Source organism: Streptomyces sp. HUAS YS2 (assembly GCF_033343995.1).
GTDB classification, from domain to species: domain Bacteria; phylum Actinomycetota; class Actinomycetes; order Streptomycetales; family Streptomycetaceae; genus Streptomyces; species Streptomyces solicathayae.
In genome coordinates, this window is record NZ_CP137573.1 from 7630566 (window position 1) to 7646652 (window position 16087).

A 16087-nucleotide genomic window follows, 5' to 3' on the forward strand; every position below is an offset into this window, starting at 1 on the left:
CTTACGGTTCACCCGGCCCCACCTCCCGGCGGACGGCTCCGGGCGACGAGCAGGGCGACGTCGTCCGGGTCCCCCGGGTTCCGCATCGCGTCGAGCAGCCGGTCGCAGGTCTCCTCCAGCGAGCGCCCGTTCACCTCCAGCAGGGCCACCAGGGCCGCGAGCCGCTCGTCGAGGGGATCGTGCCGGGTCTCGACCAGCCCGTCGGTGTACAGCACCAGCCGGTCCCCGACCCCGAACGGCACCCGGGTCGTCTCGAAGGACACCCCGCCCACGCCCAGCGGCACCCCGCTCGGCAGATCGACGAGTTCGGCGGGGCGGGGCCCCGCGTGCACCAGCACGGGCGGCAGATGGCCGGCGTTGGCCATCCGGCACTCGCCGCGCCGCGGGTCGTAGACCGCGTACAGACAGGTCGCGATGTAGTGCTCCAGGCCCTCCGTGATCCGGTCCAGGTGCCGGAGCACCTCCGCCGGATCGAGGTCGAGATCCGCGAACGCGCAGGTCGCGGTCCGCAGCCGGCCCATCGTCGCCGCCGCGTCGATGCCGCTGCCCATGACGTCGCCCACGACCAGCGCGGTCTTGTCGCCGGACAGCGGGATGACGTCGTACCAGTCGCCGCCCACCTCGCTGGAGGCGTGCGCGGGCACGTAGCGGGCTGCGACCTCGAGGCCGGGGGCGTGTGCCGGCTGTCCGGGCAGCAGGCTGCGCTGCAGCGTCACGGCGGAGTTGCGCACGCTCTGGTACCAGCGAGCGTTGTCGATGCTGACCGCCGCGCGCGCCGCCAGCTCGCCGGCCAGCAGTACGTCGTCCTCGTCGAACGGCAGAGGGTCGTTCGTCCGCGCGAGGGTGAGCGCGCCCAGCACCTCGCCGCGGGCGATGAGCGGCACCGCGAGATACGAGTGCACGCCTGCGCGCCGCAGATGCTCGGCCGCCTCCGGGTTGCGCGCGATCCGGAGCAGGTCCTCGGGCCCGACGTGCGGCACGGAGACCGGACGGCCGGTGTGCACGCATTCCGTGACCAGCCGGTCCTCGCCGTACATGGCGGGGCGGCCGGTCGGGTCGGCGGCCTCCGCCGCCTCCGAGGGCCCCTCGGTCTTGATCGCCAGAGCCCGGAACAGCTCCGGACCCCGGTCCGGGGCGCCGGGACGGCGCAGGGACAGGACGGAGTCCAGCACGTCCACCGCGGCCACGTCCGCGAGCTCGGGCACGGTGACGTCGACCAGCTCCCGCGCGGTCCGCTCCACCTCCAGCGTCGTGCCCACCCGCGCCGACGCGTCCGCGATCAGCGCGAGCCTCCGCCGACTGCGCTCCGCCTCCTTCGAAGCGCGGTGGCGCTCGGTGACGTCCACGACGGAGCACGCCACGCCGAGGATCCGCCCGTGCGGTCCCACCAGGCGGTTGAACGACACCGAGTAGGTGCGTTCCTCATGGGGGGTCGCCGGTGTCTCTACCGCCATGTACATATCCACGATGGGTGTGCCGGTCCGGAGTACCTCTCGCAGTAGCTTCTCCACCGGCGCGGGGTCCAGATGCGGCAGCACCTCGTGGATGCGGCGCCCCACGTGCTCTTCCGCAGGCACTCCGTTCATACGGGCGATGGTGGGGTTGACCAGTGCGTATCGCAGCTCGGTGTCCAGCAGGGCCAGACCCGTCGGGGACTGCGCGACCAGCTGCTCGGACAGCGCGAGGTTCGCCTCGACCCGGCTGACCGTGGAGTGGTCGGCGGCGATGCCGAGCGCGTACCAGTCACCCAGGTCGTCCTGCAGCCGCATGTTGCGGAACTCCACCAGCCGCGTGTCGCCGTTCTTGTGCCGTATCGGGAACGTGCCCGCCCAGCTCTCCCCGCTGGTCAGGACCCGGGCGAACAGCTGGACCACCTCGTCCAGGTGCTCCTCGTCCACCAGCAGCGGGGCGGCGTACTGGCCCAGCGCCTCGGCGGCGCTGTAGCCGAACAGCTCCTCGGCGTGCGGGCTCCAGAGCGCGATCCGCCCGTTGACGTCCAGCAGGACGGCGGCGACGCCGAGTATGTCGAGCAGCCCCCGCGGCCCCGACGGCACACCCGTCGCCCCCTCGTCGTCCGCCCGGAAGGATTCGGCCGTCACACGTTGCTCCCTCCGCCCGCCGACCCACGTGCGCTACTTCCATGCTGCGCCCGCCCCAGACTCTCGGCAGCATGTGGCGGGCGTCCGTGGCGGGGGCCCGAGGGTGGGCGTCCGTGACGGGCGTCCGCAGCGGGTCAGAACGGGAGGGCGCCCGGCGGGTGGCCGTGCTCCCGCCCGCAGGCGGTCAGGGCGAGCACCCCCTGGCCCTCGATCCTCGTGTGTGGGCCCAGGGCGGCCGGGCTGACGGAGAGCCGCTCCGCGATGTCCGTGGCGGCGCACTGCTCGGATATGCCGTGCTCCGCCATGATCCGGCGGACGCGGGCCAGGGCCGCGTGGGCGTCCGACAGGTCGAGGCCGTCGAAGGCGCCGAGCGGCAGACCGCTGGGCTCGTGCGGCAGCCGGAAGCCGGCCTCCGCGGGGTGCCGCGGCCCGGGGTCGCCCGCCGCGTCGACGCCGAAGGCGTCGTAGTACCGCACCACCTCCGCGCCCTCGGCGACGCACCAGGCCGTCCACCCGTCCCCGCAGCTCATCCCGTACCACTGCGCCCGCCCGAAACGGCGGCCCAGCTCGGCGCACCGCTCCTCGACGACCCGCCGCCGGACGGTCTCGTGGTCGCCCTCGGGCGCGTCGCGCAGGGCGTGAGCGTCCTCCGAACGCTTGCCGAACACGAGCGTCCAGCCGTCCAGGACGGGACTGACGAAGACCCGCGCGCACTTCAGGTGGTCGCCCTGCCGCCCCCAGTCGTGGAGGTCGTGGGTCCACGCTCCCGCCCCGGTCCGCAGGGTCACCGGCTCGGCCCCGGCCAGGTCGAACGCGTCGAGCACGGCCCCCCGGTCGGCGGTCGGGACCGCGAACCAGGACCCGCACACGTGCATGGGCTCGGGTGCCTCGTCGATCCGCCTGATCCGGGTCAGCCGCCGCAGCGCCTCCCGGTCCGACTCGTCCAGGGCCGCCGGCCCGACGGCCCCGGCGAGCGCCTCGAGTGCCGTCGCCCGTACCCGCGGACCGGTCGCGGGAGCCCGGCGTACGCGCAGCAGTACGGGAACGGCGGCGTCGCCCGCGTCACGGAACGCCCGAACGGCACGCCGCCGGACCTTGTCGTCGGCGTCCCCCAACAGCGGCACCAGCTCTTCGGCCGACAGTTCCCTGTCCATGATCACGACGGTAGAGGACACCACTGACACCGCCGCCCGCCCGCCCGGCCCTCGCGCCGAGCGGCGGGACCGTGATCGTGGTCGAGTGGTGACGGAAGCCGAGAGGACGGAGGTGATGCGTGACCATCGAATGGCGCTACACCACGCACCCCGGCCTGGGGGTGCTCTCCCTCGCCGGTCACCTCGGCCCGGACGCCGTCGGCCGCTTCACGGGGGCCGTCGGCTGGGCGCTGGCCCGGGGGAGCGGGCCGGTGATCCTGGACCTGACCGAGCTGCGGGGCTGGACCGTCCGCGGTCAGCTCGCGGTGGCGGAGGCTGCGCGGCGTCTCGCCGCCGAGGGGCGCCCGCTGGAACTCGCGGCGATACCGGCCGACGGCTCGCTCGTCCCCGACGCCGGGGGTCCGCCGATGACCGTGCACTGCGACCTGACCAGCGCGCTGGCCGCGCACCAGGGCTGCGGAGGCGAGCAGCGGGAATGGCGCAGCGACGACTGGCCGGAGTGACGGCCGTACGGGCGCGGTCCGGAGCGTACGGGCCCTACTTCTGGGCGTTCTGCCCCACGTAGAACAGCAGCCACACGAACCCGGCGAAGGCGTGGGTGGCGAACACGTACACGAAGACGCGCAGCATCACGCCGCGCTCCTTCCACCGCTCCATGTCCTTCTGCGGCGGGGTGTCCTGTGCCTGCGCCCGCTCCGTCATGTCCTTGTTCACGCTCATCCTCGGTTTCTCTCTCCGGGTCGTCTCTCGTTCGCGCGCGTACGGTTCTTCGGCACGTCGAAATCAGCGCGTCGAACCGGCGTCCGCCTCGCGCAGCTCGGCCAGGAGCTCCTGCTGCCCCGCGAGCAGCTCGGACAGGATCCGCCGCGCGGCGCCCAGCAGCTCCGCGACGTCGCCGCCGGCCAGCTCGTACACCACCGTGGAACTCTCGCGGGTCGCGGTGACGATGCCCGAGCGGCGCAGGACGGCGAGCTGCTGCGAGAGGTTCGACGGCTCGATCTCGATCGCCGTGAGCAGCTCGCGGACCGGCAGCGGCCCGTCCTGCAGCAGTTCGAGGACGCGGATGCGCACCGGGTGTCCGAGCATCCGGAAGAACTCCGCCTTGGCCTGGTAGAGCGGTACGGGAAGCGCCTTCACGCCTCGCCCACCTCGCCCACGCCCTCCGTCGGGGCGGACGGTTCCGTGGCGATGCCGTGCTTGCGCGCCAGGCGCAGGGCGTCCTCCAGCTCGTCCTCGGCCATGGCCGCGTCGAAGGCGTCGCCGGCCCCCCGCGCCGCCTCCAGCCGGGCGCGCGCCGCGCGGACGCGCTCCAGTACCGCTTCGGCGAACGTACTCACGCCACCCTCCCTGCTCGGCCAACTGGCGAATTGAAGAACTCTTCAATTCTAGGGGCTGCGGGCGCCGGACCGCCCCCGTCGGTCAGCCGTTCGGGCAATCCGTGACACGGGTGGTCCTCGGCGACTCGACGACACCCCGGGGCGCATCGGGCCGTTGAGGTTGCCGTGACGTCGTGCAGTGAAACGGTTCTGCACGGGTGGTGAAGGACTGCGACGGGGAGTTGGCGGACGTGGGGACACCGGAGTGCGGGCGCGGGGCGCCACACGGCCTGGTCGGCCGGGACGAGGAGACGGTGGCGCTGAGACGGCTTCTGGCACGGCACCGCGTGGTCACGGTCGCCGGCCCGGTCGGGGTCGGCAAGAGCCGCCTCGCCGCGACCGTACGGGCCGGCCTCGCGCGCGTACCTGGCCGGCGCGTCGTCCTCGTCCGCTGGCCCGGCACGAAGCCGGGCGCACCGGGCGCGCTGACCGCGGCGGTGGTGGAGGCGGCAGCGGGGGGCCGGCGGCGACGAGCGGGGTCGGGGATGAGGGAGACGCGTACGAGGGAGACGCGTACGGGAGAGACGCGTACGGGGTCCGGGCCGGACGGCCCGCGCGCCGCAGGCGCATGCGCCGACGCCGCCGTCCGCCGTCGGGTCGAGGCCATCGGACCGGCGGTCCACGGCCTGGCGGCGGTTCGGGACCTGGCCGAACGCTGGCGCGACGCCGACGTGCTCCTGCTCCTCGACGACATCGATCCGGTGCACGCGGAATGCGTGGGCCTCGTGCAGTCCCTCCTGGAGCACGTGCCGACGCTGCGAGTCCTGGTCACGGCCCGCAAGCCGCTCGGCCTCGGCGGCGAGGGCGTGCTCCGACTCGCGTCTCTGGGGGCGGAGCCCTCACCCGGCCGATGCCTCCCGCCCGCCGTCGAGCTGTTCCTGGAACGGGCCCGCGACGCGGGCGTCGACGCGGACGGCCTCGACCCCGTCGACCTGCGTGCGGTGACCGACGTGTGCCGCGCGCTCGGCGGCCTCCCGCTCGCGATCGAACTCGCCGCGGCGCAGCTGGACCGCCACGGGGCCGCCGGCCTGGCGCACCGCGTCGCGGAGCACCAGCTCTGGCTGAACGCACCGCACGCGGCCGTGCCGCGTCACCGCTCGCTGCGCGACGCCGTGGCCGCGGCGTACGTCCTGTGCGACCGGGAGGAGCGGATCGTGTGGGGCAGGGCGGGCATCCTCGCCGGGCCGTTCGACGAGTCCACGGCCGTGTTCGTCTGCACGGGTGGCGGCCTGGACGAGTCCACGGTGCCCGCCTGCCTGGCTCGCCTGGCGGCGGTCGGCGTGCTGACCTTCGAGCGTGACCCCGGAGGCACTCGCGAACCCCGCTACCGCATGGCGCCGGCCGCGCGCGACTTCGGCCGCGAACGGCTGGCCGCGGCGCGGGAGTCGGAGGTCGCCGCGGAGCGCCGTGCGATCCATGTGCAGCGGACCGCGGCGGTCGCCGAGAACCTGTGGAGCACGGGTTGTCAGGCGCAGGCCGTCCGCCTCGTCCAGGACGAGGCGGACGACCTCAGGGCCGCGCTCGCGCACGCTCCGCAGCAGCCCGAACGGGCGGAGGCCGCGCTGGAGGCGGTCCTCGACCTGTGGTTCTGGTGGGTCGTGTACGACGCACGCGACGAGGGCCGACGGCACCTGGCGGAGCTGCTGCCGCTGTGCCGCCCCGACAGCCCGCTCACCGCGCGCGGGATGTGGCTGGCGGCCTGGCTGAGCGTTGCGAGCGGCGCGGACGAGGCCGCCGAACTCCTGCGGCACGCCTGGCCGGCCGCCGTCCTCGCCGGTGACGACGCCACGGTCGGACGCATCGCGCACGTCCAGGGGGTGCTGGCGCTGTACGACGGCGACCGGGATCGCGCCGCCGGGCACTTCACGGAGGCTGCGGAAACGATCCCGCTGCTCGCGCCCGGCGGGCTGTCGGCGGCGGTCAGCCTGGCCGCCCTCGCGGTGACCCGCGCGGGCGACGACCCGAGGTCCGCGCGCCGCGCGGCTCGCCGCGCCCTGACCCTGCCGGGCATCCGCGGCGACGCGTGGGCCTGCCTGGTCGCCCGCTACGCCCTCGCCCTCGTCGACCACCGGGACGGCCGCACCGGCCGCGCCTGGCGTCGCGGCCGGCGCATCCTCGCCCACCTGGACTCCCGCCTGCCCGCTCCCCACGGCACCGCGGCGGTGCGTCAGTTGCTCGCCGACATCGAGTCGGGCGCCGCCGGCACCGTCCTCCTCCCGACGGTTTCCGGCGGCGGCACGGCCCCCCAACTCCCCGCCCTGACCGCCACCGGCACAGCGGGCCCCCACAGCTGAGAATCAGGGCTCGGAGGACGGGCCGGCGGTCAGGGGTGCCTTGCGCGGGGTCCCCCGTCGCCTGTCGGAGCGACTGAGTACGATCACCCAACCGATCTGAGTACGCGAACTGTGGTCCGCCGCGCGCGGTGCCGGAAGGGTGAACGCATGCGCCGACTGCTGCTGCTCGCCCCGCTGTTGCTGTTCACCGTCGGCTGCGGGGTGGTGCAGTCCTCCGAGGGCGAGGCGACGGACGAGGCACGGGAGGTCGCCAGGAAGGCGGGCGAGCGGCTGTACGGCCAGCGTCCGCGTACGGCGGAGGAGGTCGGGCGTTCCGCTTCCGGGATCGACGGGGTGGAGGTACTGGGCCTGACGGGTACCTCGACGCACGACGGGGACGGCATCGAGGTGGTCGTCCGCACGACCGGCTCCGCGTACAACGACTGGCTCGACGTGGAGGAGGTCGTCGTGCGGCGCTGTTTTTCGGTGCGGGTGTCGCCCAAGTCGGAGTGGCGTCAGGAACCCCGTGACGTGGACTGCCCGGACGGACCTCCGATGGCCTTCGCCGCGCCACCCGAACCGCCCGAGCTGCCGTACGAGCGGCTCCGCGCGAAACTTCCCGAGGTGCCGGCGGGGGGCACGGTGGACGAGGCCGAGGTGCGCCGTACGCTCGCCGCCCTGGACCTGGATCCGGCGATACGTACCGAGGTGAAGGCGGAGGGCGGCCGGGTCGGCGTGCTGCTGTCGGTGCAGGGCAACGGCTTCGACGCGCAGGACTGCCTTCTCGCCCGCGTGAGCCCCGGTGCCACCGAGGTGTGGGTGCCGACCCGGATCCAGCGGATGCCCGGAGAAGGTGGCTGCGGCATCGCCAACGCCCTGACCCCGCAACCGCCACCGCACTGAACGGCCACGAGCAGCAGGACGAAGAGGAGAGACAGTGCGGCACATCGGGATCATCGGCGTCGGCGAGATCGGCCGGGCCATCGTGACGGGCCTCCGCGACGGGGGCGACGCGGCGCCGGAGGTGTTCCTCTCGCCCCGGGGAGCCCGTGCGTCCGCCGAGCTGGCCGAGCGTCACGTGGGCGTGCGGGTGTGCGCCGGCAACCAGGAAGTGGTGGACCGCTCCGAGGTGGTGGTCATCGCCGTCCGCAGGGACGACCGGCACGACGCGCTGGCCGGCCTGCGGGTGGCCGGCGACAAGGTGGTGGTCAACGTGATGGCCGGGGTCGCCAACGACGACCTGCGCCGGACCCTCGCCACCGAGGCGCCCATCGTCCGGGCCGTACCGCTGCCCGCCGTGCGCGAACGGCGCTCTGTCACCGTGACATGGCCGTCCCACCCGGCGACGGACGCCCTCTTCGAGCACCTGGGCGGCGTGCTCCCGGTCGCCGACGAGCAGGCGTTCGACGTCTTCTCCGCCCTGACCGGGACGCTGACCACCCACTACGCGTACCTCGCCACGCTCACCGCCTGGGCCACCCGGCACGGCGTTCCCGCAGAGGACGCGGAGCGTTACGTGCGCGGTCTCTTCCAGGGGGTCGGCCGCTCCCTGAGTGACGAGACCCGTGCCCTGCGGCAGCTCGCCGCCGACCACGAGACCCCCAGGGGCAGCAACGAACGCATCCGCACGACCTGGTTCGACCCGGCCAACTCCGAGGCCCTGACTGCCGCGTTGGACGCGTTGCTCGTCGACCTCGGAGCCGACCGCGCGGCCGACGACGGGGGACGATCGCCGATGGCGGAGCGGGGCTAGTCGGCCGTCTTCTGCCACGCCGTCGTCCCCAGGAGACCCGTGTCGCCGATGTCGAGGCCGCCGTCCGGCTCCACCGTCTGCCGGGGGACACCCGCGGCCGGGGCGATCTCCACGTACACGCCGCTGCCGTCGAGCGTCGCCGCGTCCACGGCCGAGTAGCGCCAGACGAAGACGCTGTACGCGGACTCGCCGGGCTTCAGCGGCACGGGGTGCGGGCCGGGGTCCTCGAGCGTCGTGATCGGCCCCGGCCCCTTCAGGACGGTGACGGGCATGGGCTTGCGGTCGGCGCCCCGCACGCGGACGTCCGGATACCCTTCGAGCCGCCGGTCCGCCCGGCCGCAGTTCGTCAGCGTCACCGTCATGGCGCGCAGCCCCATCGCCGCGGTCACCATGCTCGTCGACGCCCGCAGCCCCGTGGTGGGACAAAGGGAATCGGGTATCTCGAACGGCGGCGTGGGCGGGACGTCGGCTGCGGGCGGCGATGCGGCGGGGCGCGCCCGGGAGGCCGTGCGTGCCGGGTCGGCCTCGCGGTCGAGTTCGGCCGAGAGCCCGCACGCGGACGTCAGGACGCTGAGGGCCACCAGGAACAGGGCGGGCCGAGCGGGTATGCCGGTCATGGCGCGATCATCGCACGGCGGCGTCGCCGTACCCCCGCACCAGTTCCGCGCCGATCCGCGCCAACTCCTCGCGCACGGCGGGAGGTTCCAGCACGTCGAGGAGCCCGCCCCAGCCCGCGAGCTGCCGTGCTACGTCCAGCGCCGTCGGCGCCGCGACCTGGACCCTGACCCGGCCCGCTTCCTCGCCCTCCTCCTCGCCGCCCGCGTCGGCGTCCACCCGGAAGTGCCGACCGAACCGGTTCCGCAGGACGCCCACGTACCGCGCCTCGACCGTCACCGTCGCCCACGTGCCCGACCGGCGTTCCTCCACCTCTGCGACGATCTCGTCCCACGCGGCGGCCAGTGCGAAGTCGTCCGGCCGCTCGGCCGCTTCGCCGGTCGGCTCGGCCGCGACGATGCGGTCCACCCGGAACGTCCGCCGGCCCCGCTCCGTCCCCCCGACCAGGTACCAGACGTCGTCCTTGTCGACGAGTCCCCACGGATCCACCAGCCGCTCGGTCCGCTTCCCCCGGCCGTCGGCGTAACCGAGGCGTACGCGGTGCCGCCGGACCACCGCCGACTGGAGCGCGTCGACGAACGCCGGCCGGGGCCGCTCCTGCTCGCCCCAGGGGGCCGGATCGAGAACGGTGGCGCGGGCCGCGGCCTCCGCGTCGGCACGGAACGTCCGCGGCAGCGCGCCCACCAGCTTCCGCAGCGCGGCCTTGGCCTCGCCGGAGACCGCCGCCGCCGGCCCCGCCAGGAGGAACAGGGCCTGCGCCTCGGTCGCGGTCAGACCGCTCAGGTCCGTACGCGCCCCGCCGACCAGCGCCCAGCCGCCGCCCCGACCCGGCTGCGGGTACACGGGGATGCCCGCGGCCGCCATCGCCTCCAGGTCGCGCCGCGCGGTGGCGACGGACACCTCGAGCTCGCCCGCGAGCTCGGCCGCGGTCATCCGGCCGCGGGTCTGCAGCAGCATGAGAGCGGCGACGAGACGATCGGCACGCATGCTCCCCGGCTCCCTCCGGAAGTCCCCCACAAAAGTGCTCAGTCGATGAGCACTTTAGTCGCGAGAGTGGTTCTCGTCAGCGATCGAAGGATCAGGAACGAACGGGAAGGACCCACCCCATGCTGCGAGGACCCGCCACCGTCAACATCTGGGCCGACGACGTCGAGGCCGCCAAGGACTGGTACGCCGAAGTGCTGGACGTCCAGCCCTACTTCGAGCGCCCCGGCAACGGCGCCCCGGCCGCGTACTACGAGTTCAGGATCGGCGACCGGCAGACCGAACTCGGCATCATCGATCGCCGCTTCGCCCCGCCCACCGCGGCGACGAGCCCCGGGGGAGCGGTCCTCCACTGGCACGTCGACGACGTGTCGGCCGCCCTGGAGCGCCTGCTGGCGCTCGGCGCGACTCCGTACATGCCGCTCACCGAGTACGGCCCCGGCTTCGTCACGGCCTCAGTGACCGACCCGTTCGGCAACGTCCTCGGCATCATGTACAACAAGCACTACCTGGAGATCCTGGGCGACGAGTGAGCGGACGGGGCGGCCGCAGGGTCAGCCGGCCGGTGTCAGCCGGACGGGCAGGGCGTCGTGACCGTTGCTGATCAGCGACGGCAGGGGGCGCAACTCATGTGCCTCCACCGTCAGTTCGGCGTCGGGGAAGCGCTCGAAGAACGCGGCCAGGGCCGTGGCGACCTCCAGGCGCGCCAGCGGCGCGCCCAGACAGAAGTGGACGCCGTGCCCGAAGGCCAGGTGGTCCATGTGCGTACGGGTGACGTCGAACGCGTCGGCGTCCGGGCCGTGCCAGTCGGGGTGTCGGTTGGCCGCGGCGTACGAGGCGAGGATCGCCTCGCCCTTGGCGATCAGCTGCCCGTCGGGCAGGGCGATGTCGGTGAGGGCGTAGCGCAACGGAAGGTGCGCGACTGCGGGTTCGTGCCGCAGCGTCTCCTCGACGACATCGTCCCAGGCCGCCCGCCCCGACCGCACGTGGTCGAGCTGGTCCCGGTCGAGGAGCAGGGCGGTGATCGCCTGGTCGATGACGTTCAGCGTCGTCTCGTATCCGGCGCTGATCATCAGCAGCAGCGTGTCGCGCAACTCGGCGTCCGTGAGCGCGGATCCCTCCTCGTCCCGCGTCCCCACGAGGAACGACGTCATGTCGCCGTCGCCGTCGCCGTCGCCCGCGCTCGCCTCGTCGCGCTTCGTCGCGACGAGCGCCGCGAGGACCTCGTACAGCCGCGCGGTGTTGGCCATCTGCTCGTCGTGCGTCAGCGTCGTGTCGAAGACCGCGTCGACGAGCCCGCCGAAGTCCGCGCGCCGCTCCGCCGGTACGCCCATCAGGTGGCCGATCACCGCGATGGGCAGCGGTCGCGCGAACCGCTCGCGCAGGTCCACGACCGTGCCCGGCGGGAGCGCGGCGCACGCGTCGAGCAGTCCGGCGGCCAGCTCCTCGACGGTCGCCCGCAGGTCGGCCACACGGCGCGCGCTGAACGCGGGGGCGATCAGCCGCCGCAGCCGCCGGTGATCCGCGCCGTACGCCGTGAACATGTTCTCCACCGCGATCCACAGGGCGAGCGGCCAGGACTGCACGACCTCCCCGAAGGCGGGCCAGTGCGCCCGGGCGTCCTTGGAGACGTCGGGACTGGTCAGCAGCCGCTTCAGCTGGACGGGGTCGGTGACCGCCCACGCCTGCACGCCCAGTACGTCGACGCGGGCCGCGCAGCCCCGGGCGCGCAGCAGCCGGTGCTCGGCGTGCCGGCCGGCGCCGGTGGGGTCGAGGACGAGGGGCGTCTCGGGCTGCGTCACGGCGGTCTCCTTCGACGGGACGGCAGGGGTTCGACGGGGCGGGAGGGGAGCGGGCACGCCGTCCCGCGGCCGCCGTCCCGCGGCCACAGTCCCGTGGGGGACGTCGTCCCGCGCGCTCGCCCGCAGTCTTGTCCGCTGCCCAGCGCCCTACAAGGGCCGGTTCTCGGCCACCGGTGGCCGACGCGCCTACCGGCCAGTCGCGGAACCACCGCTCGCGTCGAAACCGCCCGCCCTTCACGTCAGCACCACGCACCCCTGCCGCTCCAGCCGCTTCACCAGCGGCAGCGCGGGGTCGATGCCGTTCCACCGCAGGTCCAGCTTCTCAAGCGACGGCAGCGAGGCGAGCCAGTCCGGCAGCGCCCGAACCCTGTTGCCGCGCAGGTCGATCCGGCGCAGCATCGGCAGTCCGGCCAGTGCCCCGGGCACGGCGGCGAACGCGTTCTCGCGCAGCTCCAGTTCGCGCAGCTCACGCAGCTCGGCCACCGAGGGTGGCAGCCCCGTGAGCGCGTTGCCGCGCAGCCACAGCTCGCGCAGAGCGTGCAGCCGTCCCATCGAACCGGGCAGTGACGTCAGCCGGTTGTGCTGGGCCCGGAGCTCGACGAGCCCCGTCATGTCGCCGAGGGGCTCGGGCAGTTCGGCGAGTTGGTTCTCGCCCACGTTCAGGTACCGCAGCCGCGTCAATCTCCCCAGGGACGAAGGCAGTTCCGCCAGCCGGTTGTCGTGCAGGTACAGGAAGTCGGAGAGGCCGACCAGTTCGCCCAGTTCCTCCGGCAGCTTCACGAGCGCGTTGTGTCCCAGGTCGAGCGTGCGCAGCTCGCCGAGCCGTCCGACCTTCGGCGAGAGCTCCGTGAGGCCGTTGTCCGCGAGGATCAGCACCCGTAGCCCGCTCCGCTCCCAGACGGATTCCGGCACCTCGCCCAGCCCCGCGCGCCACAGGTTCAGCTCTTCGTCAGCCACCGCGTTCGACCCTTCCGTACGTCCCGCACATCACGAACAAGCCCATCCGCTTTCCGTCCCCGCCACGAGGCAACCCCGTACCGCCCGTTGACATCCTCCGGGGCGAGAGGGGCGCCTGGGGGAACATGACGCGCCCCGACGAGACCGACGACGAGGAACACCATCTTGATACGTGTGACACACGGGGCACGTGTTGCGGCGATTGCCGTGGCCTTACTGGCCCTGGGGACGGCGTCACCGGGACCGGCGTACGCGCAGCCGTCGCCGCCCGGCGGCCCGTCGAAGGCCGCGAGCACCGGCCGGGGAACGGACGCCGACCTGCCGAAGGGGTGGCGGGTCGAGGGGGCGGGCGACGAACGGCGACTGGTCTGGACGGCGCCGAAGCGAGTGCCGATGGGGGATGCCCGGGTCGAGTTCTACGCCGGTGACCGCCTGCTCGGCCGCCCCACGGCGGACCGCGACATGCGCTCCTTCCGACTGCCCCTGGACGGGACGGAGATCGGCGCGCCCGGCGGGCTGCGCGTGCTGGCCGGTGGCCGCCGCATGGACGCGGCCGGCACGGCCACGCCCCCGCCGCGCTCCGGCTACCGCGCCCCCGTGGCCCCACGGCAGGAGGCCCCGCTTCCCGCCAACGACGTCGACCCCGGTGTCCCCGGCGCGTACCGCACCGTCACCGGCGAGTACGACCTCCCCGCGGTGCGGCTCCCCGGCTTCCCGAAGCCGGTCGAGATGCGTGCCACGGTGGTGGGCCCGACCGACGCGCCCGGGAAGCGCCCGGTGGCGCTGTTGCTGCACGGCCGCCACTACACCTGCTTCGGCGCCGATGGCGAGCAGTCCATCGACTGGCCCTGCGCCGGCGGACTCAAGCCGGTGCCCAGCCACCGCGGCTATCTGCAGAGCCAGAAACTCCTCGCCTCCCAGGGTTACGTGACCCTGTCCATCTCCGCCAACGGCATCAACGGCCAGGACGACCGCGCCGACGACGGCGGCGCGCAGGCCCGTTCCTCCCTGGTCCGGCTGCACCTCTCCCGCTGGGCCGACTGGTCCGCCGACCCGGCCGGCGCACCCGCCGCCGTACGCGCGGTCTCCCCGGCCGACCTGTCCCGGGTGCTGCTCGTCGGCCACTCGCGCGGTGGCGAGGGCGTCAACCGGGCCGCGCTCGACAGCCTCTACGCGCCGCCCGCCGACCAGGACGGCGCCCCGGGCCGGGCGCGCTGGACCATCCGCGGCAACGTCCTGATCGGTCCGACGATCTTCGGTCAGAACCCGGTCCCCGACGTGGCGTCCCTGACCCTCCTGCCCGGTTGCGACGGCGACGTGTCCGATCTCCAGGGCCAGATCTACGTCGACGGGACGCGCGGCATCAGCAAGGGCGCCGCGCTGCACAGTGCCGCGTACGTGCTCGGCGCCAACCACAACTTCTTCAACACCGAGTGGACCCCCGGCCAGGCCGAGGCGCCGGCGGACGACGACTTCTGGTCGGACGACACGCCCGACCCGGTCTGCTCGCCGGGCACGCGTACGCGGCTGACGGCTGCCCAGCAGCAGACTGCCGGCGCCACGTACATCGCCGCTGCCGCCCGGCTGTTCGTCGCCCGTGACGACAAGGTCCGTCCGCTCCTGGACGGCACCGGCCGCCGCGCGCCCTCGGCCGGACCCGCGCGGGTGCTCACCCACGCCGTCGGCGGGAACCGCACGTCGGCCTTCCTGCCCGGCCCCTCGGTGAAGGTCACCGGCGGCGGCCGGCTGTGCGCCCAGATCGACCCGGATCCGAACCGTTCCTGCCTGCGGTCCGGCGAGCACGGCCAGTCGCCGCACTTCGCCGGCTGGGAGACCTCCCCGGAGCCGGGCCGCGACGCCGTCGCGCTGCGCTGGCCGAACCAACGGCCGACGCCGGGCACGCACCCGGGAACTCGGCAGCCCATCGCGCCCGAGGCGGGTTCCGCCACGGACGCGCCGGCGGTCCCTGTCGGCGTCCCGGTCTTCGTCCGCGCCGTCCGTCCCGTCTCCTTCGCGGCCGCGGACGACCTCGCCCTGCGGGTGATCGTCCCGCCCAACTCCACCAGCACCACGCTGCACGTCGCGGTCGCCGACGCCGCCGGGCGGCGCGCCGCGCTGGGCCGGGTCGACATCGACGGGCTCCCCGGCACCGCGCGCACCGCCTCGTACTGGGGCCGCGAACTCCGTGTCCCGCTGACCGCCGCCCGCCGGGCCGGGCTGGACCTGACCCGGATCGGGACCCTGGAGCTCCGGCCGCAGGGCCGAGGCGGCCAGGCCTGGCTGATGGACGCCTGGGGCTGGCGCCCCGGCACGCCCGCGGTCCGCCCGGCGGCGATGCCGCGCATCGACATCGGCCGGCTGACGGTCGACGAGGGCGACTCGGGCGAGCGGACCGTCCGGATCCCGGTGCAGGTCTCCGGATCCGGCAGCGGTCGGGTACGGCTGTTCGTGCCCCGGCCCGGCAGCGACGAGGTCACCTCGCGGATCGTGACGGTGCGTCAGGGAGTCACGGACATCGACCTTCCGGTGACCGTCCGCGGCAACACCCGCTACGGCTACGACGAGACGCGGGACGCCTTCGTCAAGGCGGTCGGCGGCGCGATCGTCGGCTCGCACCGCGGCGGCGTGACCGTACGGAACGACGACCCGATGCCGAAGGCCAAGCTCACGCCGGTCGCGGCCGACGTCACCGAGGGCCGCAGCCTGACGTGGCGCATGACGCTGTCCGCGCCCGCGGACGTCGAGATCTCGGGCGAGTTCGGGTTCCTGCCGGTGACGGCGGGGACGGAGCTGTCCACGCTGGACGTCGACAAGCGCTGGCTGGCGGACAACTTCGGCCGGTCGCCGAGCCCCGCCCGGCCGCTTTCCTCGCTGGGGGAGGGGACGTACCTCCTGATCCGCGTGCCCGCCGGCCGGACGAGCGCCGACGTGCACGTGCCGACCGTCGCGGACGAGGCGCGCGAGTCCGCCGAGACGCTGCGGGCCCGGCTGACCACGTACGACGACGTCACCTGGGAGCCGCACCACGGTCCGGCAGTCACCGGCACCGTGCGCGACGCCTCCTGACCCGTCCC

The 16087-nt window shown here is 74.2% G+C and carries 15 protein-coding genes; 6 read left to right on the forward strand and 9 right to left on the reverse strand.

Annotated elements, in window-relative coordinates; translation table 11 throughout:
• Positions 1-8: 8 nt before the first annotated feature.
• Complete coding sequence (locus R2D22_RS34845) at positions 9-2099, reverse strand: SpoIIE family protein phosphatase (RefSeq protein ID WP_318109236.1); 2091 nt, start codon at positions 2097-2099, stop codon at positions 9-11.
• Between the two features lie 134 nt (positions 2100-2233).
• Complete coding sequence (locus R2D22_RS34850; protein WP_318109238.1) at positions 2234-3253, reverse strand: hypothetical protein; 1020 nt, start codon at positions 3251-3253, stop codon at positions 2234-2236.
• Between the two features lie 119 nt (positions 3254-3372).
• On the opposite strand from R2D22_RS34850, the gene R2D22_RS34855 reads away from it, so the two are divergent.
• Complete coding sequence (locus tag R2D22_RS34855) at positions 3373-3756, forward strand: STAS domain-containing protein (RefSeq protein ID WP_318109240.1); 384 nt, start codon at positions 3373-3375, stop codon at positions 3754-3756.
• Between the two features lie 34 nt (positions 3757-3790).
• Here the strand turns inward: R2D22_RS34855 and R2D22_RS34860 are convergent, their stop codons facing one another.
• The 3 genes from R2D22_RS34860 to R2D22_RS34870 form a co-directional block, all read right to left on the reverse strand.
• Positions 3791-3910 carry a DUF6126 family protein gene (locus R2D22_RS34860; protein ID WP_318110168.1) on the reverse strand — a complete coding sequence of 40 codons (120 nt, stop codon included), beginning with the start codon at positions 3908-3910 and terminating at the stop codon, positions 3791-3793.
• 126 nt (positions 3911-4036) lie between these two features.
• Positions 4037-4390, reverse strand: coding sequence for an ArsR/SmtB family transcription factor (locus R2D22_RS34865; protein ID WP_318109242.1), 354 nt, complete (start codon positions 4388-4390; stop codon positions 4037-4039).
• Positions 4387-4590 (reverse strand): hypothetical protein, encoded by a 204-nt coding sequence (locus R2D22_RS34870; protein WP_318109244.1) that lies wholly within the window; start codon positions 4588-4590, stop codon positions 4387-4389. Before R2D22_RS34870 ends, R2D22_RS34865 begins: the two co-directional genes overlap by 4 nt.
• A gap of 230 nt (positions 4591-4820) precedes the next feature.
• On the opposite strand from R2D22_RS34870, the gene R2D22_RS34875 reads away from it, so the two are divergent.
• The 3 genes from R2D22_RS34875 to R2D22_RS34885 all read left to right on the forward strand — a co-directional run bounded on the left by R2D22_RS34875 (position 4821) and on the right by R2D22_RS34885 (position 8655).
• Positions 4821-6923 carry an ATP-binding protein gene (locus R2D22_RS34875; protein ID WP_318109245.1) on the forward strand — a complete coding sequence of 701 codons (2103 nt, stop codon included), beginning with the start codon at positions 4821-4823 and terminating at the stop codon, positions 6921-6923.
• A gap of 147 nt (positions 6924-7070) precedes the next feature.
• On the forward strand, positions 7071-7805 hold the full coding sequence (locus R2D22_RS34880) for a translation initiation factor IF-2 (RefSeq protein WP_318109246.1): 735 nt from the start codon (positions 7071-7073) through the stop codon (positions 7803-7805).
• A gap of 34 nt (positions 7806-7839) precedes the next feature.
• Positions 7840-8655, forward strand: coding sequence for an NAD(P)-binding domain-containing protein (locus R2D22_RS34885; RefSeq protein ID WP_318109247.1), 816 nt, complete (start codon positions 7840-7842; stop codon positions 8653-8655).
• Here R2D22_RS34885 and R2D22_RS34890 read toward each other — a convergent pair.
• Together R2D22_RS34890 and R2D22_RS34895 are read right to left on the reverse strand one after the other, a co-directional pair.
• Positions 8652-9272, reverse strand: a complete 621-nt coding sequence (locus R2D22_RS34890; protein WP_318109248.1) for a DUF4232 domain-containing protein — start codon at positions 9270-9272, stop codon at positions 8652-8654. The two genes, R2D22_RS34885 and R2D22_RS34890, sit on opposite strands and share 4 nt — an antisense overlap.
• A 7-nt stretch (positions 9273-9279) precedes the next feature.
• A complete protein-coding gene (locus R2D22_RS34895) occupies positions 9280-10257 on the reverse strand; it encodes a helix-turn-helix transcriptional regulator (RefSeq protein WP_318109249.1) in 978 nt (325 codons plus the stop codon).
• Positions 10258-10376: 119 nt separating this feature from the next.
• Between R2D22_RS34895 and R2D22_RS34900 the strand changes: the two genes are divergently transcribed.
• The gene (locus R2D22_RS34900; RefSeq protein WP_318109251.1) at positions 10377-10787 is read left to right on the forward strand and encodes a VOC family protein; all 411 of its coding nucleotides are present in this window, start codon (positions 10377-10379) and stop codon (positions 10785-10787) included.
• Between the two features lie 21 nt (positions 10788-10808).
• On the opposite strand, the gene R2D22_RS34905 is transcribed toward R2D22_RS34900, so the two are convergent.
• Entirely contained in the window at positions 10809-12056 is a 1248-nt protein-coding gene (locus tag R2D22_RS34905) for a cytochrome P450 family protein (protein ID WP_318109252.1), read from the reverse strand.
• 234 nt (positions 12057-12290) lie between these two features.
• Positions 12291-13013, reverse strand: a complete 723-nt coding sequence (locus R2D22_RS34910; RefSeq protein WP_318109254.1) for a leucine-rich repeat domain-containing protein — start codon at positions 13011-13013, stop codon at positions 12291-12293.
• A gap of 165 nt (positions 13014-13178) precedes the next feature.
• On the opposite strand from R2D22_RS34910, the gene R2D22_RS34915 reads away from it, so the two are divergent.
• Positions 13179-16079 (forward strand): hypothetical protein, encoded by a 2901-nt coding sequence (locus tag R2D22_RS34915; protein WP_411977112.1) that lies wholly within the window; start codon positions 13179-13181, stop codon positions 16077-16079.
• Positions 16080-16087 lie beyond the last annotated feature (8 nt).

What these genes read in the sequence shown, in the direction of transcription:
- R2D22_RS34860 (WP_318110168.1), bottom strand. Translation starts at nt 3,910, where the DNA reads ATGGAGCGGTGGAAGGAGCGCGGCGTGATGCTGCGCGTCTTCGTGTAC.
- R2D22_RS34850 (WP_318109238.1), bottom strand. Translation starts at nt 3,253, where the DNA reads ATGGACAGGGAACTGTCGGCCGAAGAGCTGGTGCCGCTGTTGGGGGAC.
- R2D22_RS34880 (WP_318109246.1), top strand. Translation starts at nt 7,071, where the DNA reads ATGCGCCGACTGCTGCTGCTCGCCCCGCTGTTGCTGTTCACCGTCGGC.
- R2D22_RS34895 (WP_318109249.1), bottom strand. Translation starts at nt 10,257, where the DNA reads ATGCGTGCCGATCGTCTCGTCGCCGCTCTCATGCTGCTGCAGACCCGC.
- R2D22_RS34900 (WP_318109251.1), top strand. Translation starts at nt 10,377, where the DNA reads ATGCTGCGAGGACCCGCCACCGTCAACATCTGGGCCGACGACGTCGAG.
- R2D22_RS34890 (WP_318109248.1), bottom strand. Translation starts at nt 9,272, where the DNA reads ATGACCGGCATACCCGCTCGGCCCGCCCTGTTCCTGGTGGCCCTCAGC.